This window comes from Micromonospora lupini (assembly GCF_026342015.1).
In the GTDB taxonomy this organism is placed as follows: Bacteria; Actinomycetota; Actinomycetes; order Mycobacteriales; family Micromonosporaceae; genus Micromonospora; species Micromonospora lupini_B.
Map to the genome: position 1 here is coordinate 2,230,417 of NZ_JAPENL010000002.1, position 21,577 is coordinate 2,251,993.

General features: G+C 70.2%; 19 protein-coding genes. 13 read left to right on the forward strand and 6 right to left on the reverse strand.

The window, feature by feature from the left end:
• The first annotated feature begins 28 nt into the window (after nucleotides 1-28).
• From cysD to OOJ91_RS25265, 4 genes are all read left to right on the forward strand, one after another.
• Nucleotides 29-940: a sulfate adenylyltransferase subunit CysD gene (gene cysD / locus OOJ91_RS25250; RefSeq protein WP_266248748.1), complete on the forward strand. Its 912-nt coding sequence runs from the start codon at nucleotides 29-31 to the stop codon at nucleotides 938-940.
• Nucleotides 940-2,256, forward strand: a complete 1,317-nt coding sequence (locus OOJ91_RS25255) for a sulfate adenylyltransferase subunit 1 (RefSeq protein WP_266248750.1) — start codon at nucleotides 940-942, stop codon at nucleotides 2,254-2,256. The genes cysD and OOJ91_RS25255 overlap by 1 nt, the downstream gene beginning before the upstream one ends.
• Nucleotides 2,257-2,323: 67 nt before the next feature.
• The gene (locus OOJ91_RS25260) at nucleotides 2,324-2,830 is read left to right on the forward strand and encodes a MarR family winged helix-turn-helix transcriptional regulator (RefSeq protein WP_266248752.1); all 507 of its coding nucleotides are present in this window, start codon (nucleotides 2,324-2,326) and stop codon (nucleotides 2,828-2,830) included.
• A 224-nt stretch (nucleotides 2,831-3,054) separates the two neighbouring features.
• Entirely contained in the window at nucleotides 3,055-4,014 is a 960-nt protein-coding gene (locus OOJ91_RS25265; protein ID WP_266248753.1) for an NADP-dependent oxidoreductase, read from the forward strand.
• A 66-nt stretch (nucleotides 4,015-4,080) separates the two neighbouring features.
• On the opposite strand, the gene galK is transcribed toward OOJ91_RS25265, so the two are convergent.
• Both galK and galE read right to left on the reverse strand, forming a co-directional pair.
• Nucleotides 4,081-5,250 (reverse strand): galactokinase, encoded by a 1,170-nt coding sequence (galK, locus tag OOJ91_RS25270; protein ID WP_266248754.1) that lies wholly within the window; start codon nucleotides 5,248-5,250, stop codon nucleotides 4,081-4,083.
• A 55-nt stretch (nucleotides 5,251-5,305) separates the two neighbouring features.
• On the reverse strand, nucleotides 5,306-6,289 hold the full coding sequence (gene galE / locus OOJ91_RS25275) for a UDP-glucose 4-epimerase GalE (RefSeq protein ID WP_266248755.1): 984 nt from the start codon (nucleotides 6,287-6,289) through the stop codon (nucleotides 5,306-5,308).
• Nucleotides 6,290-6,477: 188 nt separating this feature from the next.
• Here galE and OOJ91_RS25280 point away from each other — a divergent pair, with 188 nt between their 5' ends.
• From OOJ91_RS25280 to OOJ91_RS25300, 5 genes are all read left to right on the forward strand, one after another.
• Nucleotides 6,478-7,518 (forward strand): hemolysin family protein, encoded by a 1,041-nt coding sequence (locus OOJ91_RS25280; RefSeq protein WP_266248756.1) that lies wholly within the window; start codon nucleotides 6,478-6,480, stop codon nucleotides 7,516-7,518.
• Between the two features lie 33 nt (nucleotides 7,519-7,551).
• Complete coding sequence (trpS, locus tag OOJ91_RS25285; RefSeq protein ID WP_266248757.1) at nucleotides 7,552-8,577, forward strand: tryptophan--tRNA ligase; 1,026 nt, start codon at nucleotides 7,552-7,554, stop codon at nucleotides 8,575-8,577.
• Between the two features lie 26 nt (nucleotides 8,578-8,603).
• Nucleotides 8,604-9,173 carry a 2'-5' RNA ligase family protein gene (locus OOJ91_RS25290; protein ID WP_266248758.1) on the forward strand — a complete coding sequence of 190 codons (570 nt, stop codon included), beginning with the start codon at nucleotides 8,604-8,606 and terminating at the stop codon, nucleotides 9,171-9,173.
• Between the two features lie 79 nt (nucleotides 9,174-9,252).
• Complete coding sequence (locus OOJ91_RS25295) at nucleotides 9,253-10,176, forward strand: YhjD/YihY/BrkB family envelope integrity protein (RefSeq protein WP_266248760.1); 924 nt, start codon at nucleotides 9,253-9,255, stop codon at nucleotides 10,174-10,176.
• 17 nt (nucleotides 10,177-10,193) lie between these two features.
• Nucleotides 10,194-10,562: a GntR family transcriptional regulator gene (locus tag OOJ91_RS25300; RefSeq protein WP_266248762.1), complete on the forward strand. Its 369-nt coding sequence runs from the start codon at nucleotides 10,194-10,196 to the stop codon at nucleotides 10,560-10,562.
• An 82-nt stretch (nucleotides 10,563-10,644) separates the two neighbouring features.
• On the opposite strand, the gene OOJ91_RS25305 is transcribed toward OOJ91_RS25300, so the two are convergent.
• Entirely contained in the window at nucleotides 10,645-13,557 is a 2,913-nt protein-coding gene (locus OOJ91_RS25305; RefSeq protein ID WP_266248764.1) for a hypothetical protein, read from the reverse strand.
• An 88-nt stretch (nucleotides 13,558-13,645) separates the two neighbouring features.
• The gene (locus OOJ91_RS25310; protein ID WP_266248765.1) at nucleotides 13,646-14,092 is read right to left on the reverse strand and encodes a hypothetical protein; all 447 of its coding nucleotides are present in this window, start codon (nucleotides 14,090-14,092) and stop codon (nucleotides 13,646-13,648) included.
• 190 nt (nucleotides 14,093-14,282) lie between these two features.
• Between OOJ91_RS25310 and OOJ91_RS25315 the strand changes: the two genes are divergently transcribed.
• On the forward strand, nucleotides 14,283-14,939 hold the full coding sequence (locus OOJ91_RS25315; protein ID WP_266248767.1) for a hypothetical protein: 657 nt from the start codon (nucleotides 14,283-14,285) through the stop codon (nucleotides 14,937-14,939).
• Between the two features lie 110 nt (nucleotides 14,940-15,049).
• Nucleotides 15,050-15,487: a hypothetical protein gene (locus OOJ91_RS25320; RefSeq protein WP_266248769.1), complete on the forward strand. Its 438-nt coding sequence runs from the start codon at nucleotides 15,050-15,052 to the stop codon at nucleotides 15,485-15,487.
• Between the two features lie 206 nt (nucleotides 15,488-15,693).
• Here the strand turns inward: OOJ91_RS25320 and OOJ91_RS25325 are convergent, their stop codons facing one another.
• Nucleotides 15,694-17,328, reverse strand: a complete 1,635-nt coding sequence (locus OOJ91_RS25325; RefSeq protein ID WP_266248771.1) for a glycoside hydrolase family 13 protein — start codon at nucleotides 17,326-17,328, stop codon at nucleotides 15,694-15,696.
• A 73-nt stretch (nucleotides 17,329-17,401) separates the two neighbouring features.
• Nucleotides 17,402-18,448: a LacI family DNA-binding transcriptional regulator gene (locus tag OOJ91_RS25330; RefSeq protein WP_266248772.1), complete on the reverse strand. Its 1,047-nt coding sequence runs from the start codon at nucleotides 18,446-18,448 to the stop codon at nucleotides 17,402-17,404.
• Between the two features lie 198 nt (nucleotides 18,449-18,646).
• Between OOJ91_RS25330 and OOJ91_RS25335 the strand changes: the two genes are divergently transcribed.
• Together OOJ91_RS25335 and OOJ91_RS25340 are read left to right on the forward strand one after the other, a co-directional pair.
• Entirely contained in the window at nucleotides 18,647-19,894 is a 1,248-nt protein-coding gene (locus OOJ91_RS25335) for a sugar ABC transporter substrate-binding protein (protein ID WP_266248773.1), read from the forward strand.
• Entirely contained in the window at nucleotides 19,894-21,522 is a 1,629-nt protein-coding gene (locus OOJ91_RS25340) for an ABC transporter permease subunit (RefSeq protein ID WP_266248774.1), read from the forward strand. The genes OOJ91_RS25335 and OOJ91_RS25340 overlap by 1 nt, the downstream gene beginning before the upstream one ends.
• Nucleotides 21,523-21,577 lie beyond the last annotated feature (55 nt).

Consider the following 21,577-nt stretch of genomic DNA (forward strand, 5'->3'; position numbering starts at 1 on the left):
CTGGAAATCGGATGAGCGAGCGAGTGTCATGACGTCCCCCGCGGCCTACCGGGTCTCCCACCTGGACGCTCTCGAAGCGGAGAGCATCTTCGTGATGCGCGAGGTTGTCGCCGAGATGGAACGCCCGGTGCTGCTCTTCTCCGGCGGCAAGGACTCGATCGTCATGCTGCGGTTGGCGCAGAAGGCGTTCGCTCCGGCCAACATCCCCTTTCCCGTGATGCACGTCGACACCGGGCACAACTTCCCCGAGGTGCTCGAATACCGCGACCAGCGGGTCGCCGAGCTGGGGTTGCAACTCGTGGTGGCGAGCGTGCAGGAGGCCCTGACGAGTGGGCTGGTCCGCGAGTCCGGTGACGGGATGCGCAACCGGATCCAGACGCCGGTGCTGCTGGACGCGGTCGAGAAGCACCGCTTCGACGCGCTGTTCGGTGGCGCCCGCCGCGACGAGGAGAAGGCGCGGGCCAAGGAGCGGGTGTTCAGCTTCCGCGACGAGTTCGGCCAGTGGGATCCGAAGAACCAGCGCCCGGAGCTGTGGTCGCTCTACAACGGCCGGCACCACCCGGGCGAGTCGATCCGGGTCTTCCCGCTGTCCAACTGGACCGAGCTGGACGTGTGGCACTACATCGCCCGGGAGCGCATCCCACTGCCGTCGATCTACTACGCGCACGAGCGCGAGGTGATCGAGCGGGACGGGATGGTCTACGCGGTAAACGAGTTCTTCCGTCCCCGCGCGGGTGAGGAACGGTTCAAGGCCCAGGTGCGCTACCGCACCGTCGGCGACGCCTCCTGCACCGCGGCGGTCCGCTCGGACGCGGACACCGTGGAGAAGGTCATCGAGGAGGTGGCGGCCACGCGGATCACCGAGCGGGGCGCGACCCGTGGTGACGACCGGGTCAGCGAGGCCGCCATGGAGGACCGCAAGCGGGAGGGATACTTCTGATGACCACCGAGATCGTGGCCCCGGCCGCCGCCGACACCGAGGCCACCGGTGAGGCGCGGCCCATGGACCTGCTGCGGTTCGCCACCGCAGGCAGCGTGGACGACGGCAAGTCGACCCTGATCGGCCGGCTGCTCTACGACACCAAGTCGCTCTTCACCGACCAGTTGGCGGCTGTGGAGGCGGTTAGCGCGGCCCGCGGCGACGAGTACACCAACCTGGCGCTGCTCACCGACGGCCTGCGCGCCGAGCGGGAGCAGGGCATCACCATCGACGTGGCGTACCGGTACTTCGCCACGCCCCGGCGCAAGTTCATCATCGCGGACACCCCCGGGCACATCCAGTACACCCGCAACATGGTCACCGGCGCCTCCACCGCCGACCTGGCGCTGATCCTCGTGGACGCGCGCAAGGGCCTGGTCGAGCAGTCCCGCCGGCACGCGTTCCTCTGCTCGTTGCTGCGGGTGCCGCACCTGGTCCTCTGCGTCAACAAGATGGACCTGGTCGACTGGTCGCAGGAGGTCTACGAGCGGATCGCCGACGAGTTCACCGCGTTCGCCGCGAAGCTCGACGTACCTGACCTGACAGTGGTGCCGATCTCCGCGCTGCGCGGTGACAACATCGTCTCGCGGTCGGAGCACATGCCGTGGTACGAGGGTCCGTCGCTGCTGCACCACCTGGAGCGTGTGCACATCGCCAGCGACCGCAACCTGGTCGACGTCCGGTTCCCGGTGCAGTACGTGATCCGCCCGCAGTCCACGACTGTCACCGACTACCGCGGCTACGCCGGCCAGGTCGCCTCCGGTGTGCTCAAGCCCGGCGACGAGGTGATGGTGCTGCCGTCCGGCTTCACCAGCCGGATCGCCGCCGTGGAGACCGCCGACGGGCCGGTCGCGGAGGCGTTCCCGCCGATGTCGGTGACGGTACGGCTGGCCGACGAGATCGACATCTCCCGGGGCGACCTGATCTGCCGGCCGAACAACGCGCCGGCGGTCGCCCAGGACATCGAGGCGATGGTCTGCTGGATGGACGAGACCCAGCCGCTGCGGGTCGGCGCCCGGTACGCGATCAAGCACACCACCCGCTCGGCGCGGGCGATAGTGCGCGGGTTGCACTACCGGCTGGACATCAACTCGCTGCACCGCGACGAGTCGGCCGACGAGTTGCGGCTCAACGAGATCGGCCGGGTACGGCTGCGTACGACTGTGCCGCTGCTGGCCGACGAGTACCGCCGCAACCGCACCACGGGCGGCTTCGTCATCATCGACGAGACCACCAACCGCACGGTGGGCGCCGCCATGATCGTCGAAGCCGCCTGACGCGACGATCCACTCCGCATGGTCCGCCTGTGGATAGCTTCGAATTCAAAGCAGGTACGATCGCGGGATGAGTGAAGCGGCGCCAGGCCTGAGCGCGGAGCAACTCGGCGCGTACTTCGCTCTGGTGGAGGTCAGCAGCCTTCTTCAGTACTCGGTGGACGAGCATTTGCGCGTCGACGGCGACCTCAGCTATGTGCAGTTCCAGCTCCTCGCCCGGCTCGTCGACGCGCCCGGGGGCAAGCTGCGGATGACCGACCTGGCCGACGGTGTCGTGTACAGCCGCAGCGGGCTGACCTATCAGGCGGGCTTGCTGGAGAAGCGTGGCCTGATCACCCGCTCGCCGTCGCCGGACGACGAGCGCAGTGTCATGGTGACCGTCACCGACGTCGGCCGCGACCTGATCGCCCAGGTGCTCCCCGGGCATGTCGACCGCGTCCGGGACCTGTTGTTCGAACCCCTGACCAGCGAGGACGTCGCCGCCCTCAACTCCGTCCTGGGCCGGGCCCGCGACCACATGCGCGCCGCTCCGCCCCGCTCCGCCAAGCCTCGCACCCGGCGCAACCAGACCGACTGAGGCAGGCTCGTTTGGTCGAACCGGGACGGCAGTGGACTGCCCCGGTTCGCGCGACGCTCCGTGCTCTGGCCGCCGGCAGTGACGAATCCTGCCGACCGGCGGCAACCCTGAACTGAGACGGCTGTCACCCGTCGCACCACACTTGCTTCGAATTCGAAGCGTGCTAGTGTTCCCGTGTGCTTCGAAATCGAAGCACTACGGATTTCAGAAGGACGAGGCTCGTCATGAAGGCAGTGCGTTTCCACGAGTACGGCACCCCCGAGGTCCTGCGCTACGAAGACGTGGAGCAGCCGGTCCCCGGCGTCGGCGAGGTCCGGATCCGGGTGGCGGCGACGTCGTTCAACCCGGTCGAGGGCACCATCCGCGCCGGCGTCATGCAGGGCCCCATCCCGATCCGGTTGCCGCACACCCCCGGCATCGACGTCGCGGGCACGGTCGACGCCCTCGGCGACGACGTGGCCGGCTTCGACATCGGTGACCTGGTGATCGGCGCCCTGCCGCTGACCAGCACCGGCGCCGCCGCCGAGTACGTCATCGTCCCGGCCCGGATTCTGGCGGCAGCCCCCACGAGCATCCCGCTCGTGGACGTCGCCGGGCTACCGGTGGTCGGGCTCACCGCGTGGCAGGCGCTGTTCGACCATGCGAAGCTGACCACCGGCCAGCGGGTGCTGATCAACGGCGCGGGCGGCGTCGTCGGCGGCTACGCGGTGCAGTTGGCCAAGAACGCCGGCGCGTACGTGATAGCCACGACCGGCCCGCGCAGCTCCGAGCAGGCCAGGACGGCAGGCGCCGACGAGATCCACGGCCCCGGGATCCCGGAGCTGTCCGAGCCGGTCGACGTCGTGCTCAACTTCGCCCCGATCGCCCCGGAGCAGATGGCCGCCCTGGCCGCCGTGATCCGCGACGGCGGCGTGCTTGTCAACACCACCGTGTGGATGCCCGCCGCGTCCGACGAGGCTCGCGGCGTACGGGGTGTCAATCTCTTCTTCCGTCCCGACGGCGAACAGCTCGCCGAACTGGTGACCCTGCTTGACGCCGGCAAGCTGCACCTCGGCGTGACCCGGCGGGTGCCGCTTGCCGAACTGGCGCAGGTGCACGCCGAAGTCGCCACCGCCCCGATCAACGGAAAGATCGTCTTCGTGGCCCCCGGCGCGCCAGTTCCTCCGCCGGCAGGCCAGCGGTGATCAAGAGGTTTGCGTCAGTCCGAGCCCGGATTCTGACGCAAACCTCTTGATCACCGCCCAGGAGGGTTAGGGGAGGCGGGTTGCGCCGGGGGCTGGGAGGACCGGGACGGTGGTGGGGGCGGTGAAGTCGCGTTCGGCGTACGCGGCCGTGACGGCTGCCGCCACCGCCTCGACGCGACCGGTCTCGACCAGGGCCAGGACGCAGCCGCCGAACCCGCCGCCGGTCATCCGAGCACCCAGCGCGCCGGCCGACAGCGCCGCCTCGACTGCCGTGTCGATCTCCGGCACGGTGATCTCGAAGTCGTCGCGCATCGAGACGTGCGAGGCGGTGAGCAGCGGGCCGATGTCCCGGACCCGGCCGGCGCGCAGCAGGGCCACCGTGTCCAGCACACGCTGGTCCTCGGTGACCACGTGCCGGACCCGCCGTCGGGTCTCCTCGTCGTCGAGGCGGGCAAGCGCGCTGTCGAGCTGGTCCACTGTGACGTCGCGCAGCGCGGCGACGCCGAGCGCCTTGGCGCCCGCCTCGCAGGACCGGCGGCGAGCGGCGTACTCCCCGTCGGCGTGCCGGTGTGGCGCGCGGCTGTCGATGACAAGCACGGCCAGCCCGGCGGCGTCCAGGTCGAACGGGATGTGCTCGACGGACTCGTCGCGGCAGTCGAGGAAGAGGGCGTGCCCAGCGCGGCAGCGGATCACCGCGGACTGGTCCATGATGCCGGTCGGCGCACCGACATAGACGTTCTCCGCCCGCTGCGCCAGCCGCGGCTGCCGCTCGGGGGACAGGTTCAGCCCACCGAGGTCGAGCAGCGCGGCGAGCACTGCCGACTCCAGCGCTGCCGACGAGGAGAGCCCGGAGCCCAGCGGCACGTCGGAGGCGATCGCCAGCCGGGCGCCGGGCACCGCGTGGCCGGCGTCGCGCAGCGCCCAGACCACCCCGGCCACGTACGCGCCCCAGCCGGTCACCCGGCCGGGCTCGGCCACGTCGTCCGCGCCGAAGGTGATCGTCTCGTCGGAGAGCTCGGACCAGACCGTCCAGCGCTCGTCGTCCTGCCGGTCGGCGGCGACGACCGTACGCATCGGCAGCGCGAAGGGCAGCACGAACCCGTCGTTGTAGTCGGTGTGCTCACCGATCAGATTGACCCGACCGGGTGCGGCCCAGCGGCCGGTGGCCTGACCGCCGTACTGGTCCGTAAAACCGGCGGTGGCCCGCTCGACGACGTCACCGCTCGGCGCGCTCATGGTGTCTCCTTTGTTCGCGACTGCGGGGCTCGCAAACCCGGCTCACTCCTCGCGCTCACGACTGCTCCAGGACGTGCGTGCGGTAGAAGGCCCAGGCGTCGCCGACCATGTCGTGCAGGGTGGGCTTCTGCGGCACCCAGCCCAGCTCGTCGCGCGCCAGCGCGGAGGAGGCGACCAGTTCGGCCGGGTCACCCTCGCGACGCGGCGCCACCTCGACCGGCAGCTGGTGCCCGGTGACCTCGCGGACCACGTCGACCACCTGCCGGTTGGTGAAGCCGTTGCCGTTGCCGAGGTTGTAGATGCGGTGCTGGCCCCCGGTGGCGGCGTCCAGCGCCAGCAGGTGGGCGCGGGCCAGGTCGGCGACGTGGATGTAGTCGCGGACGCAGGTGCCGTCCACGGTGGGGTAGTCGTCGCCGAAGAGCTGGAGCTTCTCCCGCCGGCCGGCGGCGACCTCCAGGGCGATCGGGATGAGGTGTGTCTCCGGGTCGTGCCGCTCGCCGAGCGCGACGTCGTCGGCGAGGTGCGCGCCGGCGACGTTGAAGTAGCGCAGCGAGACGGCGGCCAATCCGTGCGCGACGGCCTCGGAGGTGAGCGCCATGTCGACGGCGAGCTTGGTGGCGCCGTACGTGTTGGTGGGGGCCTTGACCGCGGTCTCCGTGATCGGCAGCTCGGTGGGGTTGCCGTAGACGGCGGCGGTGGACGAGAAGACCATCCGGGGCACCCCGGCGGCGCGCACGGCGTTGATCAGGGCGAGCGAGCCGACGGTGTTCGTCTGCCAGTACCGCTCGGGCTTCACCATCGACTCGCCGGCGGCGATGAGGGCGGCGAAGTGCAGCACCCCGTTGAAGCCGGAGTCGGGGGTGAGGACCTGCGCGGCGTCGTGAATGGACGCCTCGACGTGGGTCGCGTCCGGAGCGAGCGCCTCGCGGTGACCGGTGCGCAGGTCGTCCAGGACGACGACCTCGTGGCCCGCGTCGAGCAGCATCCGGGTCACCACGCTGCCGATGAACCCGGCGCCGCCGGTGACGAGCAGTTTCACGTCGTTTCCTCCTGCCTGGCCCGCCGGGACGTGGCCCTTGGTGATCACCCTACGGCGGCTGACGGGACCGGAGTCGACCACGCCGCCAACCCATTCCATCATAATCTCTCACGTTTAAACAGAGCCGCACATCCGCGTCTCGGCGCGATCCCCGGTGCGGCGGGCACCCGGTGTCTACCATCTCTGTCATGCGGGAAGCGGCCCGTTCCGGGCTCCGGCGACGCGTGCGGAGGAAGCCCCGCCGCGACCCCGGCCCGCTCGCCCGAGCCGTCGCCCGGGTCCTGGTCCGCGCCGCCGACGGTGCCACACGCCTCGTCACCGAGCTGCTCGGGGCCGGTCCGGCGGCCGGCCGGGAACGCATCTCCGAGGCCGAGCTACGGGACCTGCTGGCGGTGAACACGGTGCTCGACCCGGACGAGCGGCGGATCATCGACGAGGTGCTGGTAGCCGGCGCGAGTCTCGTCCGCGAGGTGATGATGCCCCGCACCGAGGTGGTGTTCCTGCCGGCCCGGATGACCATCGCCGAGGCCGCCCGGCTGGTGCGCGCCGAGACGCACAGCCGCTACCCGGTGACCGACGGCACCCAGGACGACGTGGTCGGGTTCGTGCACCTGCGGGACGTGCTGCTGCGCCCGGACGCCGACCCGTGCGTCACCGTCGGTGAGCTGACCCGTGAGGTCAAGCAGGTGCCCGGCAGCAAGCCTGTCCTCGCCGCGCTCACCGAGATGCGCCGCGAGGGGCACCACCTGGCGGTGGTGATCGACGAGTACGGCGGGACCGCCGGGATCGTCACCCTTGAGGATCTGATCGAGGAACTCGTCGGGGAGATCCACGACGGGTACGACACGACTCCCGACCCGGCCCACGCCGGCCTGCCGGCGGTGGTCGACGGCCGGCTCAACCTCGCCGACTTCGCCGAGCGGACCGGCGTGGCGCTGCCCGCCGGGCCGTACGAGACGGTCGGCGGGTACGTGATGGCAGTCCTGGGCCGGCTGCCACTGCCCGGGGACGAGGTGCCGGTGCCGGCCGAGCCGCCCGACGACGGTGGCCCCGATCCGGCGGACCCGGCGGACGGTTGGCTGCTGCGCGTGCTCGCCCTGGACGGACGTCGGGTCGCCCGGCTCGCGGTGTCGGCGCTGCGCGTGCCGGAGCAGCGACGCGCGGGCGTGCCACGCGAGGTCAACGCCCCGACACCGGCCGGCCGTGGCCGACGCGCCGGCCCGTCATGACGGCCCCGCCTGCTTGCTGACAGAATTATCGTCATGCCCGACGTTTCCGAGCGACCCCGCGTCTTCTCCGGCATCCAGCCGACGGCCGACTCGTTCCACCTCGGCAACTACCTGGGAGCCGTGCGGCACTGGGTGGCCCTGCAGGACACCCACGACGCGTTCTACTGCGTGGTGGACCTGCACGCCATCACCGCAGGTCACGATCCGGCGCTGCTGCGCCAGCGGACCAGGGTGGCGGCCGCCCAGCTCTTCGCGGTCGGTCTCGACCCGGAGCGCAGCACCCTGTTCGTGCAGTCGCAGGTGCCCGAGCACCCGCAGCTGGCCTGGGTGCTCGGCTGCATCACCGGCTTCGGCGAGGCCAGCCGGATGACCCAGTTCAAGGACAAGTCGCAGAAGCAGGGCAACGAGCGGGCCAGCGTCGGGCTGTTCACCTATCCGGTCCTGCAGGCCGCCGACATCCTGCTCTACCAGGCCAACGCGGTGCCGGTCGGCGAGGACCAGCGTCAGCACCTGGAGCTCTCCCGCGACCTGGCCCAGCGGTTCAACTCGCTGTTCGGCGCGACGTTCACGGTGCCCGCGCCGCACATCGTCAAGGACACCGCGAAGATCACCGACCTGCAGGACCCGACGGCGAAGATGTCCAAGTCGTCGTCCTCGCCGGCCGGCATCATCGACCTGCTGGACGATCCGGCCCGCTCGGCGAAGAAGATCCGCTCCGCGGTGACCGACACCGGTCGGGAGATCGTCTTCGACGCCGAGACCAAGCCGGGCGTGTCCAACCTGCTGACCATCTACTCGGCGCTCAGCGGGCGGGGCATCGACGACCTGGTGGCAGCCTTCGCCGGCCGCGGCTACGGCGACCTCAAGAAGGAGCTGGCCGAGGTGGTGGCGGAGTTCGTCCGCCCCATCCAGGAACGCACACGCACCTACCTCGACGACCCGGCCCAGCTGGACAAGCTGCTCGCCGCCGGCGCGGAGAAGGCCCGGTCGGTGGCCGGCGCGACCCTGCGGTCCGCGTACGAGCGGGTGGGTTTCTTCCCGCCGGTACGCGGCGAATAGCGCTGCGGGACAGGGTGGGCGGGTCGGTGGCCGACGTGGCGGCGCGCAGCGTGGATCGCAGTGGCGGGGTGCCGCCGTCCGGCGACACCGTCCAGATCGGCATAGCTGTGGACATCCCGGAGCCGTGGGGGGCCCAGCTCACCCGGCGACGGGTCGAGGCGGGCGATCCGCTCGCGGTGCCGGCGCACGTGACGCTGCTCGGTCCGACCGAGATCCCGACAGCAGTCCTGCCGGGCATCGAGCGGCACCTCGCGGCCGTGGCCGCCGCGCATCTGCCGTTCACGCTGCACCTGCGGGGCACCGGGACGTTCCGGCCGGTGACGCAGGTGGTGTTCGTCGCGGTGGCCGCCGGGATCAGCGAATGTGAACTGCTGGCCGCCGCCATCGCGGCCGCGCCGGGCCTGCACCGCGAGACCCGCTTCCCGTACCATCCGCACGTCACCGTGGCGCAGGACGTCGCTCCGGAGGCGTTGGACAGGGTATACGAGGATCTGGCCGACTTCTCCGCGATGTTCGAGGTCGACGGGTTCACCCTCTTCTCGCACAGCGGGCAGACCCGGTGGCAGCCCCGCCGGGACTTCCGCCTCGGCGACTGACGGTCGGCGACCCGCCGGGCGGCGAGCACTCTTGCGCCGGTTGCCACGGCGGCGGTGAAAGATCGGCGAGGATGATCGCGTGAACGTGATCGGCCGTATCGAGGCGGGCATCGACCGCTGGGTGGGTGCCGCGCGCGGCCGGTCGAACCTGTTCGACCACGTGTGGCGTGCCGGGGCGCTCTACGCCGAGGTGCTGGCCGGGCGGCTCGCCGCGGCGATCGCCTACTACGGCTTCTTCGCCGTCTTCGCGCTGGCTCTGGTCGCGTACTCCATCTTCGGCGCGATCCTGGAGGACAACGACGAGGTCTCCGCTGCGGCGGCCGGTTTCCTGAAGGAGAACCTGCCGTTCCTCGACGCGCAGCAGATCGCCAACTCAAGCGGCACCGTCGGCGTGGTCGGCCTGGTCATCCTGGTCTTCACCGGGATCGGCTGGGTGGAGGCGATCCGCTCCTCCCAACGCCTCATGTACGCGCTCAACCAGCAGCCCGGCAACCTCGTCGTCCGGCGGCTGGTCGACCTGGGGGTGATGATCGGCGTCTTCGTGCTGCTCGGCCTGTCGGTGGCGGCGGTGGACGCGTTGGAGTCGCTGCTGCGCTTCCTGCTGCGCAGCACCGGGTCGGTCGGGCTGACCACTGTCAGCGCGGTGCTCAGCGTCCTGGTCAACGCGGTGCTCGCCACCGCGCTGCTGCTCGCGGTGCCCCGGCTGCGGATGAGCAGGTCCCGGCTGCGCCCGGTGGTGCTGCTGGTCGCGGTTGGCATCACGCTGCTCAACACCGTCGGGCGGTACTACGTGGTGCGTACCGAGCGCAACCCGGCGTACACGGTGGTGGCCGGCGCGGTCGGTCTGCTGCTCTACCTCTACCTGCTCAACCAACTGGTGCTGTTCGGGGCGGCGCTGCTCGCGACCAGCACGAGCGGGCGGGTGGTGGATCTGGCGGAGGGCGCCCCGCCGGTGGACCTCGACGAGGACACCGATCCTGGCGCACCGGGCGGTGCGGGCTGATGGCGGAGGTGCCGGACATGATGATCACGGTCGATGCGGACTCGTCGGTGCCCCCGTACGAGCAGGTGCGGGTGCAGCTCGCCGAGCTGGTCGGCGACGGCCGCCTGCCTGTGGGCAGCCGCCTGCCCACCGTGCGGCAGCTCGCCGCCGACCTGCGGCTGGCCGCGAACACGGTGGCGCGGGCGTACCGGGAGCTGGAGGTGGCGGGGCTGCTGGAGACCCGGGGGCGCAACGGCACATTCGTCGCGCCCGGCCGCGACGACGCCGTCGACAGGCTGCACCGGGTTGCCGTCGAGTACGCCGCCGAGGCCCGGCGGCTGGGCGTCCCGCCGGACCGTGCTGTCGCTCTCGTCCGCGCTGCCGTCGACGCCACCCGGCACGACTGAGCCGAGACGGGGAAGCGCCCCCCGCCACCGCATAGCGCGGGTGACAGGGGGCGCTTCGTGTAGGCCAGAGGCCCGAGCGCCGCTAGTAGTCTTCTTTGCAGTCGTGTCCGCCACGGTTGCCGATCGGGACGAACGCCATGGCGTCCCAGGCGATGTCGATGTTGCCGGTGGCATATTTGTCGCCCATGTTGTTCAAAAGCACCTGCGATCCCCGGCCCAGGTTGTAGGCGCCCAGGTACACCCACTTGTCGTGGCCGTTGAGTCCGAGCCGCCCGGTGCTTTGGTCCAACTCGCAGGTGTACTCGCTGCCGTCGTTGCCGCCGCGGATGACGTACTCCGCCTTGTCGTATTCGCCGCCGTGGCTCGGCAGGTGCACGACGACGTCGAAGTTCATCCGCTCCCCGGGATTCAGGTCCAGGTTGGGGGTCCAGGCGCCCACCAGGTGATGCTTCGGGTTGGCACTGTCGTTCACCGTCGGGTAGACGTGGCTGAACCACATGTGCCCCTGGTAGCCGGCGCCCACCTGGTGCAGGTCGATGTCGGCGTAGAGCGCGTCGGTGCTCCCGGTGGGATAACCGGCCCGCAGGGTGAACTTGCCGTCGTTGGGGTCGCTGGAGCAGCCCAGTGCGTACTGCGAGGAGTCGATCGTCGTGTAGACGATGCTTGACCTGCGGGTGGCGTCCTTGTCCGGGTCGGAGTTGCCGGTGAAGACCGAGCAGTCCCGGTCGTAGATCCGTTGCACCCCCGGCTCGGCGGAGGACGAACCGTAGGTCAGCTTCTCCTTGGCGCACTCACCCCCGGGGCAGTTGGCGAAGGTCGCGCTGCCGTGCCACCAGCAGGCCTCACTGTCGGCCGGGCACGGGTTCTCGATGTTCGGAGTGCAACTGTTGATGCTCGGTGAACAGAACGTGTAGACGCCCGGCAGGGACAGCACCTTGGTGAAGCGACTCGGGTAGTCCGGGGAGTTGCTGCTGTACGTCGGCTGGGAGTACGCCTCCGTCGCAATGGGGAAGCCCTTCAGTTGAGGCGTCTCCACCCACCCCATGATCCGCTCCGGGTACGACCACTCATTCGGCGTCTCCGCGTCGGCGTAGGTGTCCCGTAGGAAGCCCGGGCGAGCCGGGTCGTAGGACGGGTTGGCCGGGTTGTTCAGCCAGCCGATGCCCCACCGGCCGTTGTTCTGCCCGGCCTCGCTGCTCGGGTGGTAGCCGCTGTTGTACGCCCAAACGGCCAGGAACCAGTTCTCGATCCAGGCCGGGTCGTTGTTGTTGATGGTGCTCCTGCCGAGCGGCTCGTTGTAGATCTGGTTCCACTTGTCGATCAGGATGTTGAGCCCGGCCGCGATGTTGGCCGCGTAGTCGATCGAGATCGCGACCTGCTGATTGCGGCTGTAGACCGAGTCGCCGACGCTCATTCCCGTGGTCACCTGACCGACGCCGTAGCCGCAGTCGGACTTCGAGTAGTCGATGACGTCGACGCTGCCCCCGGCGTTGCCGTAGTAGTCCGCGATCAGCGGGTTACCGAGGTCGCCGGGGACGGCGTGCCAGGAAGCCTGCGAAAGGTTCGTCTCCTGCGCCAGGATTCCCAGCATCAGCTGCGCCGGCACCCCAGCGCCACCGCCACCGGCCACCGTCCGCCTCGGGAAGAGCCCCTGCGGGCTGTACGAGGGCAGGCCCGACTTCAGGTAGTTGGCCGGCCGGGAGGTGGTGAGGGTGCCGTGCACCGCCCGGTCCACCGCCCACTCGACCAAGTTGGCGCTCGGCTGCTGCGCCTGTACCTTCGGGTCGTTGCGCCGTACCGCGCACTTCGGGTTCGAGATTTTCGGATCGACCGCCTGGGTGCCCATTGTCGGCCCGGCCGGCGCGCTGGTCGGCAGCGCGTCCAGTCGGGGCGCGGTCCGCGCCGTCTCGAAGGTGACTGTGGAGCGGCGACCACTGGCGGTCGCCTGCACCGACACCCGGACCTGACCGGCGTCGGCCCGGTCCGCGGGCGACAACGGCGCGCGTACCGCCTTCTCGCCCTGCGCGGTGCCGATCTCCTCGGCCAGCAGATGACCCTGCGCGGAGACGGCCCGGACCGACCTGCCCGACTGGATCGTCGCCAGCTCCGGCCAGCTCCCGTTGAGGGCCGGTGCGGTGCCGACTAGCGCGTTCCGGCCTCCGGCCTGGCCCAACAGTTGCAGGTGGCCCTTCTGGCCGACGACGACGGTCTGGAGCCGACCGGCCTGGAACCGTTGCGCCACGGCCTGCTCACCCTTGATGGCGACCAAGTCGATGCCGTTGTGCGCGGTGCCGCGCAGCGTGGATACCGGTCCGGCCGGTCGGGCGACCTCGGTGAGGCCGCCGCTGGGGCCGACCTTCACCAGCCGTCCCCGGGCGATGCCGTAGTCGCCGTCAGCGGTAGCGGTCGGGGTGGTGAGTTGAGCCGCGATCCGGCGGGTCTGGGTGATCCGGTGCGCGGCGGCGTCGACAGTGAGCAGTTCCGTTTGCTCCATGTCTTCGCCGACGGCCCGGGTGAGCAGCGCCCGGTCGTCCGGTCCACACGCGGGATTGAAGTACGCCAGTTGCAGGCCCGTCGCTACTCTGGTCGCCTTGCCGCTGGCGATGTCGACCACCGCGGCGATTCCTCCACCGCGCACCAGAGCGGGTTTGTTGGCCGCCATCTTCGGAGCGAAAACGACCACCGCGTACCGGCCGGAGCCGGTCACGCAGGTCTCGCCCATCCAGGGGCCCATGTCAAGCGACGATGCGGACAGGGTGGCGAGCGTCGACCAGGCGAACGCGTCCCGTTCCCGCGCCACGTACAGGTGGAAGCCGTTGCTGTCGCCCACTCCGGTGACCAGCACGTCTGAGGAGTCGGGCCAGTCCTTGCCCAGTGCGGTGTCCGGCTCCCGGACCGCTGACGGATCTGTGACGCCCGCCGGTCGAGGCTTCGACGCCGCCGCCGGTACCGCGTCGACGGTGCCGGTGAGTGTGACGAGCGCGGCTATCGCCACGCATGCTTTCGTGCTGATTCTTTTCAACGTGCCCCCGTTCACAGAAAGCGCTTGTCGGCGCCAGGACCTTGCCATGCGAGATGCGTTTTCATCGCCATACGGTGCAGGTGGCATTGCCGTCGGGATTGCCCGTGGGCGACGAGGCGCACAGTTGCACGGAATACTCCCAGCTGACCATTGTGGTGACGTAGTTTCCGACACCGCTTATCAGAATCGATTGGGCCTTCTGGTTCAGGCCGCCATACGTGGGTTGCCAGTCGAGCTCCAGGGTGGAGGTATCGCCGAAGAATGTGGCGGTGTAGTCACCCCACATCGCCCCGCAGGCCGGCGAGTAGTAGAGGTCGCCGTGGGCTACCGTCTGTTCCGGGTCGTTGCCGTCCACCCGGCTGAAGCTGGAAACAGCATAGGCGTCGCTCGTGCAGCCATTGGCGGATGCGACTTTTCCGTTGCACCCGGTTCGGGTGCAGCCCGGAGCCGCGGCCGCAGCCGTCGGCGTCAAGACCCCGATGAGGCTCGCGCAGGCCAGCACGGCCATTGCCGCTGTTCGCAACCTTTTCAAGTGGTCCTCCCCGTGTTGATTGCGGTGTGTCACCGCATCAGAACGCTGGCAGGGAAATCGACGAGACACAATATTGACATTCGCCGTACCTCTGGTTAGCCTCCAAGGCGGTCTGTGACGGGTTGCGACGTCGCTGCCGCTTGAGCTGTGACACGGGGAGCGCAATGTGAACGAGACCGAACGGGAAGCCGAATCGGTTGCGGTGGGCCGCGGGACGACGTCGAGACGATGGCTCCTGCTGGCGGTGCCTGCCGTGGTGCTGATGCTGGCGGCGCTCGTGGGCGTCGTGGTGTCGCGCGACCAGAATGGGAGGGCGCTTCCCCCCGCCCCGCCGGGCACCAGAGGCAACCCCGGGGAGCCCAGGGAGTGGATGACCAGCCCACCACCCGTCACTCCCTCTGGACCGCTGCCGGTGTTCGCCGGTCTGACACCGAGCAAGGTCACCGATGCCTGGGTCGAGCGTTGGCCCGTCCGGGTGACGGCGAAGGGTGCCTTGCACACCATTGAGGTGACCCTGCCTGGCACGCAGGACCACCTGGCGGCAGCAGTGGGTCAGCCCTCGAAGGAGCGCCGGAACGAGGTGGGCCACGTCTTCTGCATGGTCAAACTCCACGGGGCCGTGCAGCGGTCCCTGCTGCGAGCCCTGGTCGATGGTTGCATCGGCCCGGTCCTCGGGGCGGGGGAGCGCAAGGCGGTCCTCAACTGGCTGAACGGCGTGGATTTCTCCGCTCCGACTTATGAATTTCGGCGGACCTCCGGGTACGAACTCCTCGCCAACCACAACTCCGACGAAAACTTCGCGCTCATCCTGAACGCACGCTGATTCCCGGCGGTACACCGCCGGGCCCCTGAACGGATGCCGATCGGGCGCCGGACGGGCGGTAACTGAACAGAACCGCACCGACGCTCGCGTTCGCGGACCATGATGAGCGCGTGGGCGCACTCATGACACTTGACCTGCCGGCCGACTCGCCGATGCTCGGCCTGCCGTGGATCATCACCTTCGGGCCGCTCGGCGACCTCGACGAGTGGGAGCCGGTGGTCTGCGGGCCGTACGAGCGGCCGCACGCGTTGGCGTTGGCCGAGGCGGTGGTGGCCGAGGAGCAGTTGATGGCAGTTGTCGAGCCGCTGCTGCCGGCGCTGTCGGCGGACGAGATCCGCAGCGAGATCGCCGCCGCGCAGGTAGCCGCCGAGGACGAGGCCCGTCAGGTCGAGGGGGCCGACCTGTACGGCGACTTCGAGGACGTGATCGACGAGGAGTTGGACGCCGCGGCGGACGAGGCGGGCCACGGTGAGCCCGTCGAGCCGCCGGACGAGGCCGAGGTCCGCGCCGGCTTCACCAGGATCGCGGCGCTGCTGACCGCCAAGTGACGCGGCGGGTCAGCGCGGGGAAGTGACGCGGCGGTTTCCCGCGCGGGCGACGAGGCACACCAACGACACACACGGACACCGGCGCCGCGCGGAGCGGACTCCGCGTGACGCCGGTGCACCTCACCCCCCACCACAAGGGGCCGGTAGCCCAGTCGCCCGCTGGCGCGGGGCACGGCGGACGACCAGGTCGAGAAGGGCTTACCCGCTCAGCGCCGTTCCAACCAGGCTGCCGCGTCTACGGGCAGCAGATGGCCGGCGCCCTGCCCGGTGAGCGGCGCGCTGGCGACGATCGGCTCGCCGTACCCGTCGATCAGCACCTGTGCTCCGCTGAGGTTGACCACGCAGGTCAGCACGGTTTCGCCGGCGGTGCGGGAGAAGGCCAGCATTCCCGGTCCACTCTCCAGCCAGGTGACCGGGCCGGCGCCGAGAGCCAGCGCCGGGTGTTCGTGGCGGATGCGCAGGGCGGCCCGGTACAGCTCCAGCGTCGAGCCGGGCGTACCGGCCTGCGCGGCGACCGACAGGGCACGCCAGGTCGCCGGGGCGGGCAGCCAGCTCAGCTCGCTGCCGGCCGGCCCGAAGCCGTACGGTGCCAGCTCATCGCTCCACGGGATGGGCACCCGGCAGCCGTCGCGGCTCTCGCCGGTCCGCAGGAACGCCGGGTCCTGGCGCAGCTCGTCGGGAAGGTCGAGAACCTCGGGCAGGCCCAGCTCCTCGCCCTGGTAGAGGTAGGCGCAGCCGGGGAGGGCGAGCATGAGCAGGCTGGCGGCGCGGGCGCGGCGCAGCCCTTCGGCGCCGTCGCCGTAGCGGGTCACGTGCCGCTGCTTGTCGTGGTTGGACAGCACCCAGGTGGTGGGGGCGCCGACGACTGTCGCCTCGGCCAGCGCGGTGTCGATCACCTTGCGGAACGAGTCGGCCGACCAGGTGGCGTCGAGGAAGTCGAAGCTGAAAGCCTGGTGCAGCTCGTCCGGGCCGATGTAGCGGGCCAGCCGCTGCGGGGTCTCGGCCCACGCCTCGGCGACCGCCATCCGGCCGCCCGGGTAGCTGTCCAATATGGGCCGCCACGCGCGGTAGATCTCGTGCACCTCGTCCTGGTCGAAGTAGGGCAGGCGGGCCTTGCCGAGCAGGTCGACCTGGCGTTGCCCGGTCGTCATCGTGCTGAAGCCGACGTCCGGCAGCCCCTCTGCCTTGATCATGCCGTGGGCCACGTCGACGCGGAAGCCGTCCACGCCCCGGTCCAGCCAGAACCGCAGGACGTCCTCGAACTCGGCGCGGACCTGCGGGTGGCGCCAGTTCAGGTCCGGCTGGGCCGGGTCGAACAGGTGCAGGTACCACTGGCCGTCGTCGACCTGGGTCCAGGCCGGGCCGCCGAAGATGCTCTCCCAGTCGTTGGGGGGCAGCTCGCCGTGCGCGCCCCGGCCCTCGGCGAAGAGGTAGCGGGAGCGTTCGGGCGAGCCGGTGCCGGCGGCGAGGGCGTCGGTGAACCAGCGGTGCGCGCTGGAGGTGTGGTTGGGCACCAGGTCGACGATGATCCGCAGGCCGAGAGCGTGCGCGTCGCTGATCATCGCGTCGAAGTCGGTGAGGGTGCCGAACAGGGGGTCGACGTCGCGGTAGTCGGCGACGTCGTACCCGCCGTCGACCATCGGGGAGGTGTAGAAGGGGGTCAGCCAGAGCGCGTCCACTCCGAGGTCCCGCAGGTACGGCAACCGCTCCCGGATGCCCGCGAGGTCGCCGACGCCGTCACCGTTGCTGTCGGCGAAGCTGCGCACGTAGACCTGGTAGACGACCGCGGAGCGCCACCAGTCGTCGTCGGTGCGGGGCGGGGTGGTGGCGCTGACGGTCATTGGTGATGTTTCCCCGTCTGTCTCGTGCTCGGGCGCGGCTGCCTGAGCAATATGCCGCCCGACCCTGCAAGAGTCAAGCAGATCTTGCGTAAGGAAACCGCACGGCGGCCGGGGCGACCGCTGTCGAGCCCCGCGCGACCAGCTCGGGGCGGAACAGGTACTCCGAGTGCGGGGCGCCGTGCCCGTTGATCTCGTCGACCAGGGCGCGGACCGCCGCAACCGCCATGGCGGTGACCGGCTGTCGCACAGTGGTCAGCGGCGGGTCGGTGAAGGCCATCAGCGGTGAGTCGTCGTAGCCCACCACTGACAGGTCACCCGGGACGGTCAGACCGCGGTGCCGGGCCGCCCGCACCGCGCCGAGCGCCATCAGGTCGGAGCCGCAGACCAGGCCGGTGACTCCCCGGTCGAGCAGCCGGCCGGCAGCCGCCTCGCCACCCTCCACACCGAACAGTGTCAGCTCGGCCAGCGGGCCGAGGTCGGCCTCGGCGACACCGGCCAGTCGGGTCATCGCCGCCCGCCAGCCGGCCACCCTGCGCTGCACCGGCACGAACCGGTCCGGGCCGGTGATCAGGCCGATCCGGCGGTGCCCGAGCGCGACGAGGTGGGCCACTGCGAGGTCGGCGGCCTCTCGGTCGTCGCAGGAGACGAAGGGGGCGCCGATGCCGGGAACGTACCCGTTGATCATCACGACCGGCAGCGGCCGGGCGATCAGCGCCCGGTAGCGGTCGTGGTTGGCGGCGGTGTCGGCGTGCAGGCCGGAGACGAAGACGATCCCGGAGACCTGCCGGTCCAGCAGCATCTCCACGTATTCGTCCTCGGTCACGCCGCCGGCGGTCTGGGTGCAGAGCACCGGCGTGAACCCGCTCTGCGCCAGCGTCGACTCGATGACCTGCGCGAACGCGGGGAAGATCGGGTTGTCCAACTCGGGCACCACCAGACCGACCAGGCCGGCGCTGCGCTTGCGCAGTCGGGCCGGTCGCTCGTAGCCGAGGACGTCGAGGGCGGTGAGGACGGCCTGTCGGGTCTCCGGGGCCACGCCGGGGCGGTCGTTGAGCACCCGCGACACCGTGGCCTCGCTGACTTCGGCCTGCTGGGCGATGTCGGACAGTCGAGCGCGCATGGCGGCACTTTAGCCCACCGGCAAGTTCTTGCGGGGTGCTCTGCAAGCCCTTCCATTATCTGCAACGTCTTGCTAACGTCCCCGCAACATTGACGAGCAGCAGCGCAGTATCGCTGCGTCGGTTGGCAAAAACTTTCAGCTTCCCCACTTGCGGACCGTCCTTCCCCCGGCGGATCCGCCATGACGACAGGAGTACCGATGCGCATCCGTACCGCGGGTGTGGTCGCCCTCTTCGCCCTGGCGCTCGCCGCCTCCGGCTGTGGTGGCGACAGCGACGAGCCGGCCGCGAAGGAATCCCCCAAGGCCGCCGGCGGCAAGCTGGTGATCTGGGCCGACGACAAGCGCACGGAAACCCTCAAGCCGTTCGCCGAGAAGTTCGGCCAGGAGAACGGCGTCACCGTCGAGGTCCAAGCCGTCAGCAAGGACCTGCAGACCAACTTCGTCACTGCCTCGCAGCAGGGCAGCGGCCCCGACGTGGTGGTCGGCGCGCACGACTGGATCGGCAACCTGGTGCAGAACGGCGCCATCGACCCCGTCCAGCTCGCCGCCGAGCAGAAGAGCGCGTTCAACGCCACAGCAATCAAGGCGGTCACCTTCAACGGTCAGCTCTACGGGGTGCCGTACGCGCAGGAGAACCTGGCACTGATCCGCAACACCGAGCTGGCCCCCGAGGCGCCGAAGACCATCGAGGACCTGGTCGCCACGGGTAAGCAGCTCAAGGCGTCGAAGAAGGTCACCGAGACGCTCTGCCTCCAGGTCGGCCAGAACGGCGACGCGTACCACATCTACCCGCTCTACAGCTCGGCCGGCGGTTACCTCTTCGGCGCCGGGGCCAACGGTGACTACGACCCGAAGGACCTGGGCGTGGGCAAGCCCGCGTCGATCGAGGCGTTCAAGAAGATCGGCGCGCTTGGCGAGAAGGGCGCGGGCGTGCTCAAGCGCTCCATCGCGGACACCAACTCGATCGCCACCTTCACCGGCAAGAAGTGCGCGTACCTGATCTCCGGGCCGTGGGCGATCGCCGACGTCAAGAAGGCCAACATCACGTACGACATCTCCGCGATCCCCGGCTTCGCCGGCGGCAAGGAGGCCCAGCCGTTCGTGGGTGTGCAGGCGTTCTACGTCGCTGCCAAGGGCAAGAACAAGGCGCTGGCCCAGGAGTTCGTCGCCAACTACACGACCACCCCGGACCTGGCCGTCGCGCTCTACAACGCCGAGGCCCGGCCGCCGGCGCTGACCGCCGCCCTCGACCAGGTCAAGGGCAGCGACCCGGACCTGGCGAAGTTCCAGGAGGCCGGCAGGAACGGCCAGGTGCTCCCGGCGATCCCGGCGATGGCCGCCATCTGGGACCCGTTCGGCAAGGCCGAGGCCGCGGTCATCGGCGGGGCCGACCCGACCAGCACCGTCACCGCCGCCGGCAAGACCATCTCCGGCCAGATCAAGTAATGAGTACGCCGCTGTCCGGCCCGGGGTCTGCCACGCAGGCCCCGGGCCGGGGGCCCGTCGGCTCCCGACCCCCGCGCTCGCGTGACCACGCGCCGATCACAGTGACCGGCCTCGCCGGCAAGGTGCTCCTGCTCGGCCTCACCGCCGGAATCGCCCTCTGGGCGGCATTCCCACTCGTCGACGGGGAGCAGTGGGCCGGCCTGGCCCTGCTGGCGGCGACCACCGCCGGGCTGTTCTATCTCTACCTCACCCGCCGGCACATCCCGGCCAAGTACCTGGTGCCGGGAACCCTGTTCCTCATCGCCTTCCAGGTCCTCCCGGTGCTCTACATGGCGAGCACCGCCTTCACCAACTTCGGTGACGGGCACCGGGGCAGCAAGGACGAGGCGATCGTCGCGATCCAGACCTCGTCGGTCACGCAGGTGCCCGGCTCCGCCCAGTACGCCCTGTCGATCGCCACCACGGGTGACCCGGCCACCGCCCCACTTGTCTTCCTGGTCACCGACCCCGCCACCGGGGCGGTCTCCGCAGGTGACGCGGGCGGGCTGCGCCGCCTCGACGCCGCCGACGTCACAGTCACCGCGGGCGGCAGGGTCACCGCCGCCGACGGCTACACGGTGCTGAACGTCGGCCAGGCCAGCGCCCGCAGCAGGGAGGTCACCGACCTTGTCGTCCCGACGGCAGGTGGCGCGCTGCGGTCAAGCGGCCTGTCCCGGGCGTACGAGGGCAAGGCGGTGCGGGCGTACGACTCCGGCTGTGACTGCGTCCGGGACGCCGCGACCGGGCGGACCTGGACCGCCGACGAGGAGGTGGGCGCCTTCGTCGCCGCCGACGGGGAGCGGCTGGCCCAGGGCTGGAAGATCAACGTGGGGCTGCGCAACTTCACGCGTGTGCTCACCGACGGGAACATCTCCGGCCCGTTCCTGGGCGCCCTGATCTGGAACTTCGCGTTCGCCATCGGCTCCACCGGCGGCACGTTCCTGCTCGGCATGCTCATCGCGCTCGTGCTGCACTCGCCCCGGATGCGGGGCACAAACATCTACCGGGTGCTGCTGGTCCTGCCGTACGCCATGCCGTCGTTCGCGATGCTGCTGGCCTGGCGGGACATGTTCAACGCCGACTTCGGGCTGATCAACAACCTGTTCGGGTTGCACGTGGACTGGTTCGGTCAGCCGTGGACGGCCCGCTTCGCGGTCATCCTCATCCAGCTCTGGCTCGGCTACCCGTACATGTTCCTGGTGGCCACCGGCGCGTTGCAGGCCATCCCCCGTGAGCTGACCGAGGCCACCTCTGTCGACGGCGCATCGCCCTGGCAGTCCTTCCGCGCGGTCACCCTGCCACTGCTGTTGATCGCGCTGTCTCCGCTGCTGATCTCGTCGTTCGCGTTCAACTTCAACAACTTCAACGCGATCTACCTGACCACCGAGGGAGCGCCCTTCCCGGCAGACAACCCGACCAACGGCGCCACCGACCTGCTCATCACGTACACCTATCGGCTGGCCTTCGGCGGGCAGGGCGCGCAGTTCGGCTTCGCCGCCGCGATCTCGCTGTTCATCTTCGCCATCGTCGCCGTCGTCTCGGCGGTCAGCTTCCGGCGGACCCGCAAGCAGGAGGAGGTGTACTCGTGAGCACCCTCGCCGCGCGTGCCCGCGACACGGCCGGTCGCCCGGCCGCGAGCCGGAC

Coding starts and splice junctions, on each gene's coding strand:
- OOJ91_RS25335 (WP_266248773.1), top strand. CDS start 18,647: ATGCGCATCCGTACCGCGGGTGTGGTCGCCCTCTTCGCCCTGGCGCTC.
- OOJ91_RS25325 (WP_266248771.1), bottom strand. CDS start 17,328: ATGACCGTCAGCGCCACCACCCCGCCCCGCACCGACGACGACTGGTGG.
- OOJ91_RS25300 (WP_266248762.1), top strand. CDS start 10,194: ATGATGATCACGGTCGATGCGGACTCGTCGGTGCCCCCGTACGAGCAG.
- galK (WP_266248754.1), bottom strand. CDS start 5,250: ATGAGCGCGCCGAGCGGTGACGTCGTCGAGCGGGCCACCGCCGGTTTT.
- OOJ91_RS25340 (WP_266248774.1), top strand. CDS start 19,894: ATGAGTACGCCGCTGTCCGGCCCGGGGTCTGCCACGCAGGCCCCGGGC.
- OOJ91_RS25260 (WP_266248752.1), top strand. CDS start 2,324: ATGAGTGAAGCGGCGCCAGGCCTGAGCGCGGAGCAACTCGGCGCGTAC.
- OOJ91_RS25265 (WP_266248753.1), top strand. CDS start 3,055: ATGAAGGCAGTGCGTTTCCACGAGTACGGCACCCCCGAGGTCCTGCGC.
- OOJ91_RS25280 (WP_266248756.1), top strand. CDS start 6,478: ATGCGGGAAGCGGCCCGTTCCGGGCTCCGGCGACGCGTGCGGAGGAAG.
- OOJ91_RS25330 (WP_266248772.1), bottom strand. CDS start 18,448: ATGCGCGCTCGACTGTCCGACATCGCCCAGCAGGCCGAAGTCAGCGAG.
- OOJ91_RS25255 (WP_266248750.1), top strand. CDS start 940: ATGACCACCGAGATCGTGGCCCCGGCCGCCGCCGACACCGAGGCCACC.
- OOJ91_RS25310 (WP_266248765.1), bottom strand. CDS start 14,092: ATGGCCGTGCTGGCCTGCGCGAGCCTCATCGGGGTCTTGACGCCGACG.
- cysD (WP_266248748.1), top strand. CDS start 29: ATGACGTCCCCCGCGGCCTACCGGGTCTCCCACCTGGACGCTCTCGAA.
- trpS (WP_266248757.1), top strand. CDS start 7,552: ATGCCCGACGTTTCCGAGCGACCCCGCGTCTTCTCCGGCATCCAGCCG.